The organism is Lacrimispora indolis DSM 755 (assembly GCF_000526995.1).
Lineage (GTDB): Bacteria > Bacillota > Clostridia > Lachnospirales > Lachnospiraceae > Lacrimispora > Lacrimispora indolis.
Map to the genome: position 1 here is coordinate 5580374 of NZ_AZUI01000001.1, position 17641 is coordinate 5598014.

General features: G+C 45.5%; 16 protein-coding genes. 6 read left to right on the forward strand and 10 right to left on the reverse strand.

Going from position 1 to position 17641, the window contains the following annotated elements; all coding sequences use genetic code 11:
* Window positions 1-3: 3 nt before the first annotated feature.
* Entirely contained in the window at window positions 4-3543 is a 3540-nt protein-coding gene (nifJ, locus tag K401_RS0127100) for a pyruvate:ferredoxin (flavodoxin) oxidoreductase (protein ID WP_024295885.1), read from the reverse strand.
* A gap of 197 nt (window positions 3544-3740) precedes the next feature.
* Window positions 3741-5459, reverse strand: a complete 1719-nt coding sequence (locus K401_RS0127105) for a VanW family protein (RefSeq protein ID WP_024295886.1) — start codon at window positions 5457-5459, stop codon at window positions 3741-3743.
* Window positions 5460-5640: 181 nt separating this feature from the next.
* Between K401_RS0127105 and K401_RS0127110 the strand changes: the two genes are divergently transcribed.
* Window positions 5641-6495 carry a PHP domain-containing protein gene (locus K401_RS0127110; RefSeq protein WP_024295887.1) on the forward strand — a complete coding sequence of 285 codons (855 nt, stop codon included), beginning with the start codon at window positions 5641-5643 and terminating at the stop codon, window positions 6493-6495.
* On the opposite strand, the gene hemB is transcribed toward K401_RS0127110, so the two are convergent.
* A complete protein-coding gene (hemB, locus tag K401_RS0127115) occupies window positions 6496-7479 on the reverse strand; it encodes a porphobilinogen synthase (RefSeq protein ID WP_024295888.1) in 984 nt (327 codons plus the stop codon).
* 274 nt (window positions 7480-7753) lie between these two features.
* Here hemB and K401_RS0127120 point away from each other — a divergent pair, with 274 nt between their 5' ends.
* Window positions 7754-8008, forward strand: coding sequence for a hypothetical protein (locus K401_RS0127120; RefSeq protein WP_024295889.1), 255 nt, complete (start codon window positions 7754-7756; stop codon window positions 8006-8008).
* On the opposite strand, the gene K401_RS0127125 is transcribed toward K401_RS0127120, so the two are convergent.
* Window positions 8005-9048 carry a P1 family peptidase gene (locus tag K401_RS0127125; protein WP_024295890.1) on the reverse strand — a complete coding sequence of 348 codons (1044 nt, stop codon included), beginning with the start codon at window positions 9046-9048 and terminating at the stop codon, window positions 8005-8007. The genes K401_RS0127120 and K401_RS0127125 overlap by 4 nt on opposite strands.
* A 166-nt stretch (window positions 9049-9214) precedes the next feature.
* On the opposite strand from K401_RS0127125, the gene K401_RS0127130 reads away from it, so the two are divergent.
* Window positions 9215-9454, forward strand: coding sequence for a hypothetical protein (locus K401_RS0127130; RefSeq protein WP_024295891.1), 240 nt, complete (start codon window positions 9215-9217; stop codon window positions 9452-9454).
* A 43-nt stretch (window positions 9455-9497) separates the two neighbouring features.
* Here K401_RS0127130 and K401_RS0127135 read toward each other — a convergent pair whose 3' ends face one another.
* Both K401_RS0127135 and K401_RS0127140 read right to left on the reverse strand, forming a co-directional pair.
* A complete protein-coding gene (locus K401_RS0127135) occupies window positions 9498-10637 on the reverse strand; it encodes an AI-2E family transporter (RefSeq protein ID WP_024295892.1) in 1140 nt (379 codons plus the stop codon).
* Between the two features lie 12 nt (window positions 10638-10649).
* Complete coding sequence (locus K401_RS0127140) at window positions 10650-11804, reverse strand: alanyl-tRNA editing protein (RefSeq protein WP_024295893.1); 1155 nt, start codon at window positions 11802-11804, stop codon at window positions 10650-10652.
* A gap of 154 nt (window positions 11805-11958) precedes the next feature.
* On the opposite strand from K401_RS0127140, the gene K401_RS34125 reads away from it, so the two are divergent.
* Window positions 11959-12216 (forward strand): hypothetical protein, encoded by a 258-nt coding sequence (locus K401_RS34125; protein WP_084492998.1) that lies wholly within the window; start codon window positions 11959-11961, stop codon window positions 12214-12216.
* A gap of 53 nt (window positions 12217-12269) precedes the next feature.
* On the opposite strand, the gene K401_RS33320 is transcribed toward K401_RS34125, so the two are convergent.
* Entirely contained in the window at window positions 12270-12422 is a 153-nt protein-coding gene (locus tag K401_RS33320; protein WP_166435298.1) for a hypothetical protein, read from the reverse strand.
* Window positions 12423-12499: 77 nt separating this feature from the next.
* Here K401_RS33320 and K401_RS0127155 point away from each other — a divergent pair, with 77 nt between their 5' ends.
* Both K401_RS0127155 and K401_RS0127160 read left to right on the forward strand, forming a co-directional pair.
* Window positions 12500-13072, forward strand: coding sequence for a hypothetical protein (locus tag K401_RS0127155; RefSeq protein WP_024295895.1), 573 nt, complete (start codon window positions 12500-12502; stop codon window positions 13070-13072).
* Between the two features lie 59 nt (window positions 13073-13131).
* A complete protein-coding gene (locus K401_RS0127160; RefSeq protein WP_024295896.1) occupies window positions 13132-13419 on the forward strand; it encodes a hypothetical protein in 288 nt (95 codons plus the stop codon).
* 139 nt (window positions 13420-13558) lie between these two features.
* Here the strand turns inward: K401_RS0127160 and K401_RS0127165 are convergent, their stop codons facing one another.
* From K401_RS0127165 to K401_RS0127175, 3 genes are read right to left on the reverse strand one after another with little or no spacing between them, the layout of a single operon-like run.
* Window positions 13559-14965 (reverse strand): PTS transporter subunit EIIC, encoded by a 1407-nt coding sequence (locus K401_RS0127165; protein WP_024295897.1) that lies wholly within the window; start codon window positions 14963-14965, stop codon window positions 13559-13561.
* Window positions 14958-16877 carry an FAD-dependent oxidoreductase gene (locus K401_RS0127170; protein ID WP_024295898.1) on the reverse strand — a complete coding sequence of 640 codons (1920 nt, stop codon included), beginning with the start codon at window positions 16875-16877 and terminating at the stop codon, window positions 14958-14960. The genes K401_RS0127165 and K401_RS0127170 overlap by 8 nt, the downstream gene beginning before the upstream one ends.
* Window positions 16877-17635: a hypothetical protein gene (locus K401_RS0127175; RefSeq protein WP_024295899.1), complete on the reverse strand. Its 759-nt coding sequence runs from the start codon at window positions 17633-17635 to the stop codon at window positions 16877-16879. The genes K401_RS0127170 and K401_RS0127175 overlap by 1 nt, the downstream gene beginning before the upstream one ends.
* Window positions 17636-17641 lie beyond the last annotated feature (6 nt).

Below are 17641 nucleotides of genomic sequence, written 5' to 3' on the forward strand. Positions count from 1 at the left end.
CAATTAGTCATTACCGTATAAAGTAACCAGTTTTCTCAGGTATTCGTACCTGTCTTTTGCATCTGCCTCATTCCTTGCGAACAATTCAGCTGCTCTCTCAGGGTTCTTCATTGCTAAGGAAGCGTAACGAACCTCACCCTTTAAGAAATCCTGATATCCTTCTAATACAGGAGCCTTGCTGTCTAAGGTGAACTTCTTCTCAGCAGCTGGATTGTAACGGAAGTTGTTCCAGTAACCGCACTCTACAGCCAGCTTCTCTTCTGTCTGAGCCTTGGACATGCCCTTCTTGATACCATGGCTGATACAAGGAGCATAAGCGATGATCAGAGATGGTCCCGGATATGCCTCTGCTTCGGAGATTGCCTTAACAGTCTGTGCATAATCAGCGCCCATGGCGATCTGTGCCACATATACATAGCCATAGCTCATAGCGATGCTTGCTAAGTCTTTCTTTCTTGTTTCCTTACCGCCTGCAGCGAACTGTGCAACAGCACCTGTCTTGGTAGCCTTGGAAGACTGACCGCCGGTATTGGAATAGATCTCTGTATCGAATACCATAACGTTGATATCCCTGCCGCTTGCAAGAACATGATCAACGCCGCCGAAGCCGATATCATATGCCCAGCCGTCGCCGCCGAATACCCACTGAGATTTCTTAGCCAGGAAATCCTTATCCTTAAGGATCGCCTTGCAGGTATCACATTCAACGCCCTCTATTGCTGCAATTAACTTATCAGTTGCAGAACCGTTGGTTGAACCTGACTCAAAGGTATCCAGATATTCCTTGCAGGCTGCCTTGATTTCATCAGAAGCCTTTTCGGAATTCAGAAGCTCTTCAACCTTTGCCTTTAAGCCGCCTCTGATGGCGCTCTGAGCCAGCATCATACCGTAACCGAACTCGGCATTGTCCTCAAATAAAGAGTTTGCCCATGCAGGGCCCTGTCCCTTTGCATTTACGGTGTAAGGTGTGGATGGAGAAGAGTTGCCCCAGATGGAAGTACATCCGGTTGCATTTGCAATATACATTCTGTCACCGAATAACTGTGTGATCAGTTTTGCATAAGGTGTCTCGCCGCAGCCTGCACATGCTCCTGAGAACTCAAGAAGGGGTTTCTTGAACTGGCTGCCCTTAACGGTGTTTTCTTTAAACTTATCGATAACTTCCTGCTTGATCGGAAGTGTCTGGCCGAAATCAAATACTTTCTGCTTCTCTGCGCAGTTTTCTTCCATGTTGACCATAACAAGAGCTTTCTCACCCTTCTTTCCTGGACATACGTTTGCACAGGAACCGCAGCCTGTACAGTCAAATGCGGATACGGTCACAGCGAACTGATATCCCGGCATACCTGTCATTGGAAGGGTCTTCATCTCCTCAGGTTTTGCTGCTGCTTCTTCTTCAGTCAGAGCAATGGAACGGATAACAGCGTGAGGACATACATAGGAACAGAAGTTACACTGGATACAGTTTTCCGGAACCCAGCCTGGGATGGTAACTGCAATACCGCGCTTCTCGTATGCGGCTGAGCCGGATGGTGTGGAACCGTTAACATAATCGCTGAATGCGGATACTGGCAGGGAATTTCCTTCCTGTGCGTTTACCTTGGACTGAACGTTATTAACGAAATCAACAACATCTTTTCTGCCTTCTGTGATGAACTTATAATCAAGTCCTTCATCCTCGCAGTTTTTCCAGCTTTCCGGAACTTCTACCTTAACAACGCCTTTCGCACCTGCATCAATAGCTGCCCAGTTCTTCATGACGATTTCTTCGCCCTTGCGTCCGTAGGTTGCCTTTGCAGCTGCCTTCATCAGTTCGTTTGCCTTTTCGGAAGGAATGATTCCGGTCAGTTCAAAGAATGCGGACTGAAGGATGGTGTTGATACGGGTCTGTCCCATTCCGGTCTCAATACCGATCTTCACACCGTCGATGGTGTAGAACTTGATGTTGTGGTCAGCGATATATTTCTTCACCTGTCCTGGCAGATGCTTCTCAAGACCAGCTGCATCCCATGGGCAGTTCAGTAAGAAGACACCGCCGTCAACCAGTTCCTGAACCATATTGTACTTGCGGATATAAGCCGGATTATGGCATGCCACAAAGTTAGCCTGGCGGATTAAATAGGTGGATTTGATCGGCTTGTGTCCGAAGCGTAAGTGAGACATGGTAACGCCGCCGGACTTCTTGGAGTCATAATCAAAATAAGCCTGCGCGTACATATCCGTGTTGTCGCCGATGATCTTAATGGAGTTCTTGTTAGCGCCTACGGTACCATCTGCACCAAGACCCCAGAACTTGCAGTTTGTGGTTCCTTCCGGTGTTGTAACGATCGGTGTACCTGTCTCAAGAGAGAGATGGGTCACATCATCGATAATACCGATGGTAAACGGTGTTTTCTCCTTGTTGTTATAAACAGCAACAATCTGAGTCGGTGTTGTATCCTTGGAACCTAAGCCGTAGCGTCCGGTTAAAACCTTCACCTGATCGAACTTTGTTCCCTTAAGTGCTGCAACAACGTCAAGGTATAAAGGCTCACCAATGGAACCTGGCTCTTTTGTTCTGTCTAATACGGAAATCGTCTTTACGGTATCCGGGATAGCTTCAATGAAAGCTTCTACACAGAACGGACGGTATAAGCGGACTTTCACCACACCTACCTTATTGCCTGATGCCAGCAGATAGTCAAGAGTTTCCTCAATGGTATCGTTTACGGAACCCATGGAAATGATCACATGTTCTGCATCAGGAGCTCCATAATAGTTGAATAATTTATAATCGGTTCCGATCTTTGCATTGACCTTGTCCATATATTTCTGAACGATTGCAGGCAGTGCTTCATAATACGGGTTGCAAGCCTCTCTTGCCTGGAAGAAGATATCAGGGTTCTGTGCGGAGCCTCTTAATTCCGGATGGTTTGGATTTAAAGCGCGATGACGGAATTCGTCGATCGCATCCATGCTTACCATCTCTTTTAAATCTTCATAATCCCAGGTTTCGATCTTCTGGATCTCGTGGGATGTGCGGAAACCGTCGAAGAAGTTAATAAACGGTACCTTGCCTTCAAGAGCTGCCATATGAGCAACCGGAGTCAAGTCCATAACTTCCTGTACGCTGGATTCGCATAACATGGCACAGCCTGTCTGGCGGCATGCGTATACGTCGGAGTGGTCACCAAAGATAGATAAAGCATGGCTGGCAACTGCACGTGCCGATACGTGGATTACACCTGGTAACTGCTCGCCTGCGATTTTATAAAGATTCGGGATCATCAGTAAAAGACCCTGGGAAGCTGTATAAGTGGTGGTCAGCGCACCTGCTGATAAGGAACCGTGTACTGCACCTGCTGCACCTGCCTCGGACTGCATCTCCGTAATCTGTACTGTCTGACCGAAGATATTGGTTCTTCCGTCTGTTGCCCATTCATCCGTTGCTTCAGCCATAGGTGAAGATGGGGTGATCGGATAGATAGCCGCTACATCAGTAAATGCGTATGACGCATGAGCTGCTGCATGGTTTCCATCCATGGTTTTCATTTTTCTTGCCATTATTGATTTCCTCCTGCAAATGTGAATAATGTATAAATTGGTTCCCGTATAGGGAAAGTGACCTTACATTATTATAACAATTATTCAACAATTTGCAAATATTAAAACAGGAAATTTAAGTATTATTTTCGAAACAATCCGATAAAAAGGGACTGGAACGAATAATCTGTCCAGTCCTGTCTGATTTTAATCTGTTTTTAGTTGAATGGGTTTGGAGGAATTACATTCTGGCCTCCGTCACCATCTGCCGCTTCTGTGGTAGAAGAAGGTCCCTGAGTCTGGGAAGGTTGGGTTTCCGTTGTTCCCGGTCCCTGAGGTCCGCCGGAATTTCCGTCTGGCTCATTGCCGTTGGGAGCGGTGGTTTCCCCGCTTCCCGGGGATTCTGCCGGACTGCTTTCAGCAGCGGAGCCGGCCGGATCCGTGGCCGGAATGACGACTCCTGATTGGTTCCGTTTGATGGTCGCCGGTTTTCCCCGGTAGGTGCTGTTATGCAAAAGCTCATCGCTTACTACAACGCCGTTCTTTTTAGTAACTAAGTTAGTTACCCAGCGGCTTCCCTTGGTCTCTGCCTTAACGATCTTTTCCTCTCCAAGCTGAAGGGTCTGATCCTCCTCATAGACCGGTGCGGGAGCATCTAACTCCGCTGTTTTCTTTGATGTCATGGACAAGGTAACGCCCTCCTCCAGAATCGGGATCCCTACAATGGAGATTTTTAACTTCCTGTCAGCAAAGCTGGTCCTGATGGCAATGGCTGTGGAAGAATTATTGACAAACTTCATATCAGGCCCGCCGTAGCTGACCATGGCATCTTCCCCCGGTGTTACATAGGAAGGTTCATAGCTGTGGGCATGGCGCTCCGTAGTGGAAAGCCCTGCAAATACAACCGCATTATATAAGGTGGAAGACACCTGGCATACGCCTCCGCCGGGTTCTTCGATCAATTCTCCGTTTAAATATGCGCCTGCCGGACGGTATCCCTTTGCAGTGGAACGTTCCCCTGTGGCCTTATTGAAGGAAAACTCTTCTCCTGGTTGAAGGATCAGGCCGTTTAAAGAATCAGAAGCCAGCTCAATATTCTTATTCCTGTCACTATTGGTTGTTGTTGTCGTTGTATAAGTGCCGATGACCTTATACATCTCCTTTGCCTGGGCCTCGGTTATCTTAGGAGCGACTTCCTTGCCTGTGGCCTGAATGTCTGCCTGGAAATTCTTGGCCTGAAGCTGTGCCATGATATCAGATGCCAGCTTCTCCTGATCGATCACTACTCCGTTTTTCTCTCCGGAATAAATAAACTTTCCGGTATTTTTATCAAATCCTGATATGGAGCCGTTTTTAGCTGCCACATCCCATTTTCCTGCAATGGCTTCTACTTCGGCCTGAACATCCTCTTCCAGTCCGTCGAAGTCAATGGTATAGCTTTCCTTTGGTTCTCCTGAATATATCTCATCAAGCAGGGCATCCACTTTTTTATCCATCAGGTTCTTAAGCTCGTATTGCTCCTGATTATAGGTGACCTTCATCCCCCACGGGTATTGTTTATCAATAGCTTCTTTGGCTTCTTCCCTGGACATGCCGGTGATGGTTATCCCATCCACTTTAACTTCCTTCTTCAGTTCCGGCTCCGAAACGGTTGTGGTATTTGCCTCCGCCTCCTTAGCTTTGCTTCCTCCAATAACCTTCATGGCAGCCATGATGCAGATAAAGGCGGCAACGGCCAGAATGATCCCCAGAAGTATCTTTGTGACGCTGTACTGAGGCCCTCTCTTTCTTTTCTTTCCCCGCCTCTGCTGATAGGGGCTGCCCGTTCTGTAGGCCTGTCCTGTTCTGCGGCCTGCTTCCGATGCACTTTTACTGCTGACCTTCCGGGAAGAATTGGTTCTTCCCCCACCTCTTTGTCTGTTATCTATCTGATTCATTAACTTCACCTTTTTACATGATTTTGTAGCTTTACACTGAGTAGTATACCATACTTTGTGGGAAATGCTATTACGATTTTATGAATTTTCTTAATTATTTTTCGCGTTTTTTCTACATTTTACAGATTAAAAAAAACATGTTACTATAGTGTTACCAAACTATTTCTTTTTGGAGGTTTCTATGAAATTTGTCGATTTGCATGTTCATTCCAATGCTTCGGATGGCACCTTCACTCCCTCCGAAGTGGTGGCTCTGGCCGCAGAAAAGGGACTTGCGGCCATTGCACTGACCGATCACGATACCATTGACGGCATTTCGGAAGCACAGGCCGCTGCCGCCGGCCTTCCCATTGAGATCATTCCGGGGATCGAACTCTCCTGTGTTTACCAGGGCGAAGAAATTCATATTCTGGGACTTTTTGTCGATCCGACAGACCGGGAATTTATCTCTGAAACAGATGCTCTTAAGGAAATCCGGAAAAAAAGGAACGAAGAAATAATACGCCGCTTCCAAAATGCCGGCATTTCCATCACACTGGAAGAGGTGATGGCAGGAAATCCTGACACAGTCATAACCCGTGCCCACTTTGCCCGGATCCTTCTTGAAAAGGGCTATGTAAAGAACATGGACCAGGCATTTAAAAAATATTTAGACTACAGCGGCCCTTACTGCCCCCGCAAAGAAAAGATCACTCCGGAGCACGCCATGAAGATCCTTACAAGCTGTAAGGCTTCCCCTGTTTTGGCCCATCCATACCAGTATCACCTGGGAGATAAAAAAACAGAAGAACTGGTCCGCTATTTAAAGGAGCTGGGACTTCACGGACTGGAGGTCTATCACTCTTCCAACAACCAGTATGAAAGCGGCAAGCTGAAAAAACTGGCCATACAGTATGACCTTTTTCCCACAGGCGGCTCAGACTTTCACGGAAGCAACAAACCTGATATCAGCTTGGGAGCCGGACGGGGAGGTCTTCGGATATCCGTTCTTCTTCTTGATGACATCAAGAGGATACGGCGGGAAAAGGGGCTATAATCAGCCAATCTTCCCTTCGTCCATAAAACCGGCAAGCTCAATGGCATAATAGGTGATGAGAATATCCGCGCCAGCGCGGTATATGCTCACCGCCGATTCGCATACCACCTTTTCTTCATCAATAAAACCGGCTTTGGAAGCTGCTTTTATCATGGCATATTCTCCGCTTACACTGTAAGCAGCCACAGGAAGGTCATGGCGGTCAGCCACCTCTCTTATAATATCCAGATAGGAGAGGGCCGGCTTTACCATCACAATATCGGCTCCTTCCGCCACATCCAGTTCCACTTCCTTTAAAGCCTCTTTCCTGTTATGGTAATCCATCTGATAGCTCTTCCGGTCCCCAAAGGCAGGCGCAGATCCGGCAGCATCCCGGAAAGGCCCGTAAAATGCGGAAGCGTATTTGGCGGAATAAGCCATGACCGGCACATTCACAAAACCTGCGCTGTCCAGGGCCTGCCTCATGGAACCGATCCTTCCATCCATCATATCGGAAGGGGCCACCATATGGGCTCCTGCTTTTGCATGGGAAAGAGCAATGCGGTTCAAATATTCCAGAGTCCTGTCATTATCCACATACTCCCCTTCCAGGATCCCGCAGTGACCGTGGGAGGTATATTCACACATGCACACATCAGTGACAATGTATACAGAAGGATACTGTTCTTTAATAAAACGGATGGCCCGCTGGACGATTCCCTCCTCGTCATAAGCCTGGCTTCCGCACATATCCTTATGGGCCGGAATCCCAAACAGCAGGACTTTTCCAACTCCGGCTTCCATCAGCCTGTCTATGATCAGCGGAAGCTGATCCACGCTGTAACGATATTGGCCCTCCATGGAAGGGATTTCTTCCACAAGGCCTTCTCCATCCACCACAAACAGGGGATAGATCAGGGACTCTTTTGAAACTCTGGTTTCCCGTACCATTTTTCTCAAGGTATCTGATGTTCTTAATCTTCTCGGTCTGTATAACAAATCCATATCCAATCCCTCCATTTTATTCCCGTATAGGCAACGTGCCAAAACCAGGCTTGCCTGATCTTGGCGGCTGCCCTCCTATTATACACCCTCTAAATGAAGATTCAAGTAGTTCTTGCAGCAATGGAAAAGATTGCTTATAATAGTATCCATAGTCAAGCGGATATTCCCAATCCACTCCGCCACTTACTCACATTATGCCCGTCTTTACCGGGCACATAACCGAATAGCAGCTTACTTAATTCGGTTAAATGAATCAGAAACGAGGTACTGTTTTATGGAAGAATTCTATCAGGCAATCGAAGAAGCCATACGCACGGCCGGATATAAAGGCCCTGTGGATGGGGAAGAAATCTACAACGAGATCTGTGACGAAATTGAGGACAAGGAGCCGGGGGCATATATATTCATGTCAAAGAAAACGGAGGATACCTTTTTTGAATATAAAATCCAGATTTTCGAAGACCAGTTTAATTTAAGCGTCATTGACATTCACACCACTGATCAAGTCTACCATGTAGATTTTGACTAAGGCCGATCCTTGGAAAGCCACAGGTCTGTGAGGGAACGCACTATATTTCCCTTGTGGCCTGTGGTTGTTTTTGCCATGGCAAGAGAATTGAGGACCGCTTCCTCCGTCGCTTCCACCGCAGCAATAAATGCACTTTCCAGGGCGCTTTCCTTTAAAATGCTTATGGACATCAGCTCTTTTTCCGGCCGTTCCGGTATCCGGTTTGCCGTGGTAAAGCCGACCATAATATCCCCGCTTCCATGGCCCATGTAGGAACCGGTTCTGGACAGCCCTACTCCTGCCCGCTTTAAAATCCGTTTTAACTGACGGTCTGTGACAGGAAGATCTGTTGCTACGATCGTCATGACGGAACCTCTGTCCAAAATTGACGGCTCTGTCAGCCGGAAAATTTCCTTTCCAACAGCCATTCCGTTCACCATCAGGTTTTCCGTGCTTCCGAAATTTGACTGCACAATTGCCCCCAGGGTATAGGTCTCTCCTCCGATTTGAAACCTTCTGGAGGCGGAGCCGATCCCGCCCTTTAACCCATAGCATACGGTACCGCAGCCTGCACCTATTGCTCCTTCTTCAAAATCTGCCGTGGCCTCTGCAACAGCCGCTTTCACTTCTTCCAGGCCAACCACCCTGTCACTGATTTTGTTTAAGACCGAATCATTGCATTCTCCTACCACGGGATTAATGGAGGTGACCTCTATTCCCTCCTTATTGCACTGCTCAAGCATGAAATCTACCAGGGCATCATGGACCTTCCCTACATTTAACGTATTGGTAAGAGCCACAGGCGTTTCCAGGGTTCCAAGCTCTTCCACCTGGATAAGACCCTGGCTCTTTCCAAAGCCGTTATGGATATAGGCAGCCGCCACCAGTTTTCTGGAGAATGGATTGTCCTTACAGGGCAAAATGACTGTGACTCCTGTTTTATGATCTTTGGTATTGATGGTGGCATGTCCCACCAAAACCCCTTCCACATCGGTAATTTTATTAAGGGGCCCCGGAGCCAGTTTCCCCGTGATAATACCATATTCCCGTATCCTCTTCATGATCCTTTCCTCCTCTTTTGCATTTATGTTCTTATTATACATAAAAAACTTCGGAATACGTTCATTTTCTGGTTTTTTCCATATTGTACCAGAGAAAAAACACTGCTATAATAAAGGCGTAGGAATTGACAATTATTTCACGGACATTCCAAAAGGAGGAATTCACATGAAAATTCAAAATATCACGGATGTAGAAAAATTTTTTAAGGTTATCGAGCAGTGCAAAGGCACTGTTGAGCTGGTCTCCAAGGAAGGCGACCGGATCAATTTAAAATCCAAATTAAGCCAGTACCTTTCCATGGCTACCATTTTTTCCAATGGCAGCATCATCAGTGAACTGGAACTGGTTGCCCATGATCCGGAGGATGTGGAACGGCTCATCAAGTATATGTACCAGGGTGAATAGTAAAAAGAGGGGTTCCATGAATCCCTCTTTTTTTGTTGTACATCTATATTTTTTTGTTTTTAATCGGCTTCTTCTTTTCCAGCCTTCCGTTTACGATCTCCCTGAGAATGGCATACACCACGGAGCAAAGAGGGATGAACACCAGCATTCCCACAATCCCCATGGCGCTGCCGCCGATGGTGACAGCCACCAGGACCCAGATGGAAGGAAGTCCCACAGAATTTCCCACCACATGGGGGTAGATAAAGTTTCCTTCCACCTGCTGAAGGACAAAAAATATGATCAGGAAGATGACCGCATCAAGCGGCTTTACCATCAGCATCAAAAATGCTCCGATGGCACATCCGATAAATGCCCCGAACATGGGTATAAGGGCTGTAAATGCAATCAGGACGCCGATGAGAAGCCCATAAGGAAGGCGGAAAACAGACAGGGTCAAAAAGAACATGCTTCCAAGGATGACCGCCTCCAGGCACTGTCCGGCAAGGAAATTGGAAAAGGTTTCGGAGACCAGCTTTAAAATTTCAAGGGTCCGCACCATTACCGCTTCCGGAAGAAAGGCCTTCATCAGCTTTTGAAACTGGCGTGAAAGAGTCTCTTTCTGAAGAAGAATATAAATGGCAAAGACCAGGGCAATGACAAAGGTTGTCACTCCGTTTATAATGGACATGGCGGCTGATACCGTGGAGGAAAGCACTGATCCCGCTCCGGTGGATAAAAATCCGACCACTCCTTCCAAAAAGGCTTTCCAGTCGATCTGGATGCTGTTAATATAGTCAGCGATCTCCGGATTCTGGGCAAACAGCCTTTCCGCTTCCTCCTTCACACTTGCAAGAAAAGTCGGAATGCTGTTTTGCAGACTTAAAATCGTCTCAAAAAGCTGGGGCATCACCACAAAGATGACAAGCAGCAGAACCCCTACCACAAACACCAGGGTAAGGCAAAGGCTAAATGGCCTGCGGAGCCTGCTCTCTTCCTTTACCGGCAGCATCTTTTCAATTCTGCGCATGGGTACATTGAGGATAAAGGCCATGACCCCTCCCAAAAGAAAGGGCGAGACAAACCCTATAAGCCTCATGGCCAGGGCAAACAGGCTTCTGTAATTCCAGCCTGCCACCACCACGATTACGGCAAATACAATGAGTCCCCGTATTTTTTTTATTGTACTGTCATTGAATTCCATCATTCTCTCCTTTTATAACTCTTCCAAAAAAGCTTTTTTGATCTCTTCCTCAAAAGCCTGAAAAGTTCCCTGAGCCATCAGGGCACTTCCCCCTCCCCGGCCGTTTAATCTTCCATTTAATGCTTTGCTCAATGCCCTCATGTCCTTTTGGCTGCTTCCAAGCGCATACTGAAAGGCTCTCTCATCTCCGGAACATGCCAAAACCACGCTTCCTTTCTTTCCTTCATACAGCATGGTACAAAACTGTCTCAGCTGTACCGGTGACAAATCACGGTCAAATACCAAGAGAGGCTCATCCATTTGTGGATAATCTGCGGCCTTTCTCTCAAGAAGCTCTTTGGAAAGCTGGCTGATCCTTCCTTCCTTTTTAAACCCTTCCTCTTTTAACCTGCCAACCGCTTCCAGAACGCCATCCGGTTTTGCCGATAACAGGACAGAAATGCCGGACACTGCCTTTTGTTTTTTGTGGTAATCCTCAAAAGCCATCCGTCCGCATACCATAGTCACCCTGACACCGCCTTTATAATGAATCATCCCCGTCACCTTCAGAATGCCGATTTCTCCTGAGGTCATTACATGAGTACCGCAGCAGGCACATACATCTCCTCCCGGAAATTCGATCAGCCGTACTTGTCCGGTTAATTCCTTTTTGCTCCGGTAATCTATATTGGAAAGTTCCTCCTTTGACGGATAAGATTCCAGGACCGGAATATCCCGCCAGATGAGCTCATTCACTTCCATCTCTGCCGCTTCTATCTGTTCCAGAGTCAGAGGGCCGTTAAAATCCACAGTCACCTCATCCTTTCCCATATGAAACCCTACATTATCAAGACCATAATGCTTATGTACGATACCCGATAATAAATGTTCTCCGGAATGATTCTGCATATGGCCGAATCTTCTCTCCCAGTCTATGGCCCCGGTTACCTGGCTGCCCGCTTTCAGAGGCTTATCCGTAATATGGACAATGCCTTCCGGCTTTTCCCTTACGTCAAGGACTGCTGCCTCTCCCAGGCTTCCCATATCAGCCGGCTGGCCTCCGCCCTCCGGATAAAAGGCTGTCCGGTCTAAAAGCACCTGAAAAAAACCGTCCTTTCCCTGGACGCAATCCAGCACTTCCCCTTCAAAGTTTTTTACATATGGTCTGTTATAATATAATTTATCCATCTTTTGCTCCTCATTTCTCTGTTGTTCTAATTATACACAACATTTGGATAAGTTCAATCACATCAAATCTAAAAATTTTGAGAAAAATGTGGAAACAGTGGCAAGCTGGCATTCATACACTTACAGTGTAAACAAATTATTTGGAGGAACCTATATGAGTGATCTGGCAGCAACTAACTGTGGATGCGGATGCGATTGCAACAGCGGAGGATGCAACAGCGGTGGTTTCAATCTTATTTGGCTGATTCTTATCCTGTGCTTCTGTGGTGGCGGTAGCGGCGGTTGCGGCAACAGTTGCGGTAACAGTTGCGGCGGTTGCGGAAATGATGGTGGCAGTTGGATTTGGATCATCATTCTTCTGTGCTGCTGTGGCGGCGGCGGCTTCGGTGGCGGAAATAACTTCTGCTGCTAAGCAAAACATAAAACAGGGCCCGATCTTCTTCACAGATCGGGCCCTGTTTTCATTTATGAACGGCTCTGGCCGCTACCCTTTCCGGACGTTGGAAAAGGGTTCTGGCCGTTTCCGCCCTTTAAAGAGTTTCTATTCTGCTTTCTTTTCATACATTCTTCATCAATTTCATATACTGCATTTCCATCTATGATCAATCTGCTTTCCATATCTAAATCACTCTCCTGTAATACTAATATATGCAGACGCATATATTGTCAACAAGAAAAGTAAGGAATCTCATGCCATGAACAATGAAGAAAATGTCCGCGCCAATGATCTGGACTCCCTTATCGGTGATAATCATCTTCAGATGATGAAGGCCGCCCTGCCTTATATGAGTGTTTCCCAACAGCGCTTTATCTCCTACTTCGTAAAAATAAACGAGCTGCAGCGCACCATCAATCTGTTTGAAGAGGGAGAAGTGGCGACCATGGGAATCTGCTCCGCAGGAGAGAGAAGCCAGTCCGACTCCCCCATTGATATGCTTAACACCATAAAGCCCTTTGCCAATCCGGCAGAACAGGATCTCATCGACCTTGTTATCAACTTCTTCCAGGGCTTTAGGCTGGCCGGTTCTTTCCCTGACCCCGTTCCCAGCTCCACCATTCCTGTCCAGGCTCAGGCCCAGTCCCAGGCCCAGTCCCAAACCCAAACCCAGTCCGAAGGACCCGGCAGGCCTGCCAATAACCAAAGACAAAATAACAATCCCTTTGGACGGATGTCTTTTGACCAGCTAAAGAACTTCATGCCTCCGGATCAACAGTCCAAATTGGAAACCATGCAGCTTATGATGTCCGCCATGCAGCAGATGAATTAATCTTTGTTCCTACCTTGATTCCCTTTACATATCCCCATAGAAAGGAAAGACAGTAATCTATGAACGCAAACTGGAAACAAGACCCCAGACTAAAAAACATGAATCCGCAAAAGCTATCCATGCTGAATGAATTTGCAAAACGAGTGGAAACCACCCCAAAAGACCAGCTTCTTCCAACGCTTTTAAGCTTAAATGCGGAAGCGAGCCAGAAAGGCATTCAGTTTAATGACCAGGAAACAGATCTTCTCATCTCCATCATGAGCGCCAACATGGATCAAAATGAGCGGAAACGGATCGATACCTTTCGGATGCTCTCTAAAAACTTCATGAAACGCAATACAAAATGAGAACCTGACAAACTGCACCCTTTGTCATGGACTGCAAAAAAGAGAGAGCCGATGGTTATGATATAATAAGAATAAAGTGCGTTTCCAGACATGGAACCGCACTTTATTCTTGTCAGTATGGAATCTTAAAAACAGGCCTTTAATTGCCAAGGAAAATCTCCATGTTTTCATCCTTTACTCCCAATATGTTTGTAAAGAAAGCTGCACCGATCACTGCCGCCAGATAGCTCAATAAGTATGCACCTGGTTTGGTATTAACCAATGCACCCAGCAGCCCCGATACATTCATGGCAATGGCTCCTTGTCCTGGGAAAAGGCCTAATACAAAGCCGCCACATGCACCGCCAAGATTTGCAGCAATAAATGGCCGCCACAAAGGAATTGAAATACCATAAATCATTGGCTCAGATATACCAAGCAGCTGTGTCGGTAAATTACCAATTACCGCAGCACGCAGTTTTTTATATTTTTCTTGTTTGCGATATTTAATAAGTAATCCTAAAGCAACACCAGCCAGTCCTGCCCCGGCAAGTGAAAGGAATCCTTGCAGGGATGTGTAACCAACTTCCTGTAATAAAGTGGTTTGGATCGGAGTAACAATGTGATGGATTCCCAAAGCAACCAGCGGCAGGAATGTTCCGGAGATAATTGCACCTCCGACTGCTCCCGCGTTGTAAACAAGCCAGATAACAACGTTGGCAAGTGCATTTGCAATCATACCGCTGATTGGCTGAATCACAAACAGTACAGCAATACCGGTGAGCAAGATTGAACATAATGCCGGAAAATGTACCTGCAAGACATTCGGAATAACTTTTCTGAATTTTCTTTCAAGTATTGCAACTAAGAAACCGCCAAGCAAGGCTGCAAGGGTTCCACCCATACCACTTTTAAATTCTAAGTTAAAGATGCTCATTGATACACCATTTAAAAGGCCCACATTCGTTACAATTGCTCCAATTGCCATACCGACAAAGGGATTGCCTCCCATTGTTTTAGCCGCTTGTGACGCAACAGCAATATTCATAATCGAAAAGAAAGATCCTGCAATAACGCTTAATGCCGCCATAAATACAGACCCCCCATCAGCGATTGCAGCAGGGTTGAAGAAATCCACTTTAAAATATATGAAAATATATTGAAAAATTCTCAACAATCCATAAAGCAGACCTGTTCCGGCCAATGCAGGTATCATCGGTGTAAACACCTGAGAAATCATCGTGAATATTTCGCTTCGGTTCTTTTTCTTTTCTCTGAAAATATCTGCTTTATTAACAACAGCCTGTTTCTGCGCGCGGGCATCCATCATTTTTTGAACTTCACCCCGGACATATTCAGCATTTCCCGGACCAAGAATAACTTGTGGGTTGTAATTTTTCCCTGCTACACCAAGTACGCCGGGAATCTCTTTGAGCCTTTCTTTGTCGATCTTATCTTTGTCAAAAACTACAACTCTAAAACGTGTCATACAATTACTGATACGTTCAATATTGTCAATTCCACCTATTGCCTCAATAATTTGTTCAATAATATTTTGTTCAATCATATGATTCTCCCTTCCTGCTGCAATTGTCAATCTCTCCTGTTTTTGCCGCTTTCACGTAATCGGAGCCTTGCAGACCAAGCTTCCATTGAATAAATTCCCTTAACTTAAATGTCATATCATGTAAATCATTACGATTTGATTTCAGTGACGTATATACTTTAAAATCATCTCTGTACACAATCTGATGGATCCCGCCTGTCACTTTATCTTTCATATCTTCATTATGGTCTGCAATGTTAACCAGCGCTCTTACAATATGTGCAACGTATTGGAAATGATAATCCTGGCGGCTTCCTATAAATTTATCAAATTCCATTTCATCGTCAATAAAAGACTCATGCTCCTGCAGTAAACGGTACAAAACAGAATAGCTCTCTTTTTGATGCAATCGTCCAAGACAATATACCGCACTCAAACCTCTCAGCATATTATATGACTTACTTGTCATCGGCTTATAAGAGTCACGTTTTTTCGCAGCCTGAACTAAAATGTCATGACCGGTGTTATCATCTAAAAGAGCAAGAACAATCCCGCTGTTCACCCTCATATTCTGGTTATTTGACTGCAGTCCCTCTTTCAGCAATCTGGTTTTTCTTCCTCTATACGCTGCCAGCATGGCAAATCCAGGCCTATCTGATTTCATCGCTTTTACAATTTCTGAATCTGTTTCCGGAAACCACATAGGCGTATTTATATCCGGAGGCGGGTTATCCTTCAATCCGTAATTGTTTTCTTCATTGAGGCAGCCGTCTTTTTCCAGCAGCGATTTAATTTGGCTGTATTTGACATCTGCCAATTTCAAATCATTTCTTAAAGCAGAATCAATAACAATAGCGCTGGCTTCGCCTGACTTCTGACAATCACGCATCATTCGCGTATGGGATGCGATATCATGATCCAATGACATCATTCTTCCAATCGCCATAATATTCTCAATCCCCTTTGGTATCATTACTTCTTTCTCAATGGGAACGGATATCAAGGCTGACCACATGCTCAGTCCAACAACCCAATCACAAAGCTGTTCGCTTTCAAATGCCATCTCTTTTGTATGATTGTCGAAATTAGCACTTGAATAATATAACGGTTCTTTGGAAATATACCCATCGACGATTTCCTTCATGGTAATTTTCTTTAATCCATCGATGGAAAAACCTTCGCGGATTCCAATGATCGGAGACATTCCCAATGTGAATTGGTGTTCTTGCGGATTGGAATATACTGAATTATTTGTGGAATCAATTACAGATTTTGAGTACTCTTCCGGATTCTCCTGCTTCATAGTTCCGGCATCAATGTTATTGAATTCTATCCGATCCGCAAGAAAATCATAATACAGCCTTACATTTGAGAAAGGCTGGCACAACCCATCAAACTCCCGGCCCTTATGTAATGTCAAACCGGCTATCCTGCATAACGAAGCGTCTGCTGTTGCATCAATAAATACTTTTGCTTCTACATTGACCTTTTTTTTGCACGTCAAATACTGAATTCCTTCTATCCTTTGATCCTGTTTGTATACACTCACAACAACAGCATTAAATTCTATGTTTGCCCCATACTGTTCAAGAAGCTTATCATACACTACACGGCGAATCATTGGCTGAGAGCCAAATGCTTTGGATACCTGGTACTTATCCTGCATTTTTTCCACCATTGCATCAAACTTTTCGTATATTCCACCAATGGACCCCCGATAGTACTGAAACATGGTGCTTGAATAAATGCCGCCCATAAAGCTCTTTTTTTCAATTACGAGCACTTTGTGTCCCAAGCTCGCAAGCTTGACAGCCGCAATACTTCCGGCAGTTCCTGCGCCAACTACAATCACGTCAAATTTATCAACGTATATTACCTCGTTCAATTCTATCATTTTGGATTCTCCATCCGCCAGCCAATTCAGCGTCCGCATCACAGATCCCTCCATAGTTCGACACCCTTGTCCATTGCTTCAAACACATTTTGTGTAAGACTTGAGCAAGCATAAATGATATTACCTGTTCTTTCCGCCTCATACTTTCCACGAATGCATGGCGTTTCTGCAATCATCAATAACTCATCTTCACTTTTCATTGGTTTTTCAAAATGAGCAAGGACCTGTCTCCTGTTATCTTTCATACTTGCGGTTTTCACAGGGATCTCCAGGCAGTATACGCCATTCCCAAGATCATAATGGCTTCCATCACGGCAAACCACTGGATCACTTCCTTTGCTTCTTACTAATGAACAACACGACATTTCATGTGGGAGTTTAAGATTATCAGCAGTCGTATCAATAAAATAGTCAGATTCAAAGGTCATCACCTGATCCCGGCAAAACGCTTCCACCGCTAATCCATGGGATTTTTGCACTTTTTCCATAACCGTGCAGTCCAAAAGAATATTTATATTCATTTCTTTTACAAAATTCCCTATAACCGGCATGATTTCACTTATAATCAACAGATCCTCATAATACATATGCTTGTTTTTTATAATACTTTGATACAATTTTTTCGTTGCTGCTTCTTTCATTTGGTAATTGCCCAAGCGGTCAATTCTAAGGCTCGTGTAATAGTCACTTCCCAGGACATTGCCCCGTTCAACAATTAACGTATTGTTTGGATCACAAGATGCCACAGCCAGTCCAAGGAAAGTGGCACCACTCACAATCGTCCGGTACTTTTTCAACGTTTC

Bases quoted from the DNA above. Each gene is read 5' to 3' on its own strand.
- nifJ (WP_024295885.1), bottom strand. From the start codon at position 3,543: ATGGCAAGAAAAATGAAAACCATGGATGGAAACCATGCAGCAGCTCAT.
- K401_RS0127105 (WP_024295886.1), bottom strand. From the start codon at position 5,459: ATGAATCAGATAGATAACAGACAAAGAGGTGGGGGAAGAACCAATTCT.
- K401_RS0127110 (WP_024295887.1), top strand. From the start codon at position 5,641: ATGAAATTTGTCGATTTGCATGTTCATTCCAATGCTTCGGATGGCACC.
- hemB (WP_024295888.1), bottom strand. From the start codon at position 7,479: ATGGATTTGTTATACAGACCGAGAAGATTAAGAACATCAGATACCTTG.
- K401_RS0127120 (WP_024295889.1), top strand. From the start codon at position 7,754: ATGGAAGAATTCTATCAGGCAATCGAAGAAGCCATACGCACGGCCGGA.
- K401_RS0127125 (WP_024295890.1), bottom strand. From the start codon at position 9,048: ATGAAGAGGATACGGGAATATGGTATTATCACGGGGAAACTGGCTCCG.
- K401_RS0127130 (WP_024295891.1), top strand. From the start codon at position 9,215: ATGAAAATTCAAAATATCACGGATGTAGAAAAATTTTTTAAGGTTATC.
- K401_RS0127135 (WP_024295892.1), bottom strand. From the start codon at position 10,637: ATGGAATTCAATGACAGTACAATAAAAAAAATACGGGGACTCATTGTA.
- K401_RS0127140 (WP_024295893.1), bottom strand. From the start codon at position 11,804: ATGGATAAATTATATTATAACAGACCATATGTAAAAAACTTTGAAGGG.
- K401_RS34125 (WP_084492998.1), top strand. From the start codon at position 11,959: ATGAGTGATCTGGCAGCAACTAACTGTGGATGCGGATGCGATTGCAAC.
- K401_RS33320 (WP_166435298.1), bottom strand. From the start codon at position 12,422: ATGGAAAGCAGATTGATCATAGATGGAAATGCAGTATATGAAATTGAT.
- K401_RS0127155 (WP_024295895.1), top strand. From the start codon at position 12,500: ATGAACAATGAAGAAAATGTCCGCGCCAATGATCTGGACTCCCTTATC.
- K401_RS0127160 (WP_024295896.1), top strand. From the start codon at position 13,132: ATGAACGCAAACTGGAAACAAGACCCCAGACTAAAAAACATGAATCCG.
- K401_RS0127165 (WP_024295897.1), bottom strand. From the start codon at position 14,965: ATGATTGAACAAAATATTATTGAACAAATTATTGAGGCAATAGGTGGA.
- K401_RS0127170 (WP_024295898.1), bottom strand. From the start codon at position 16,877: ATGCGGACGCTGAATTGGCTGGCGGATGGAGAATCCAAAATGATAGAA.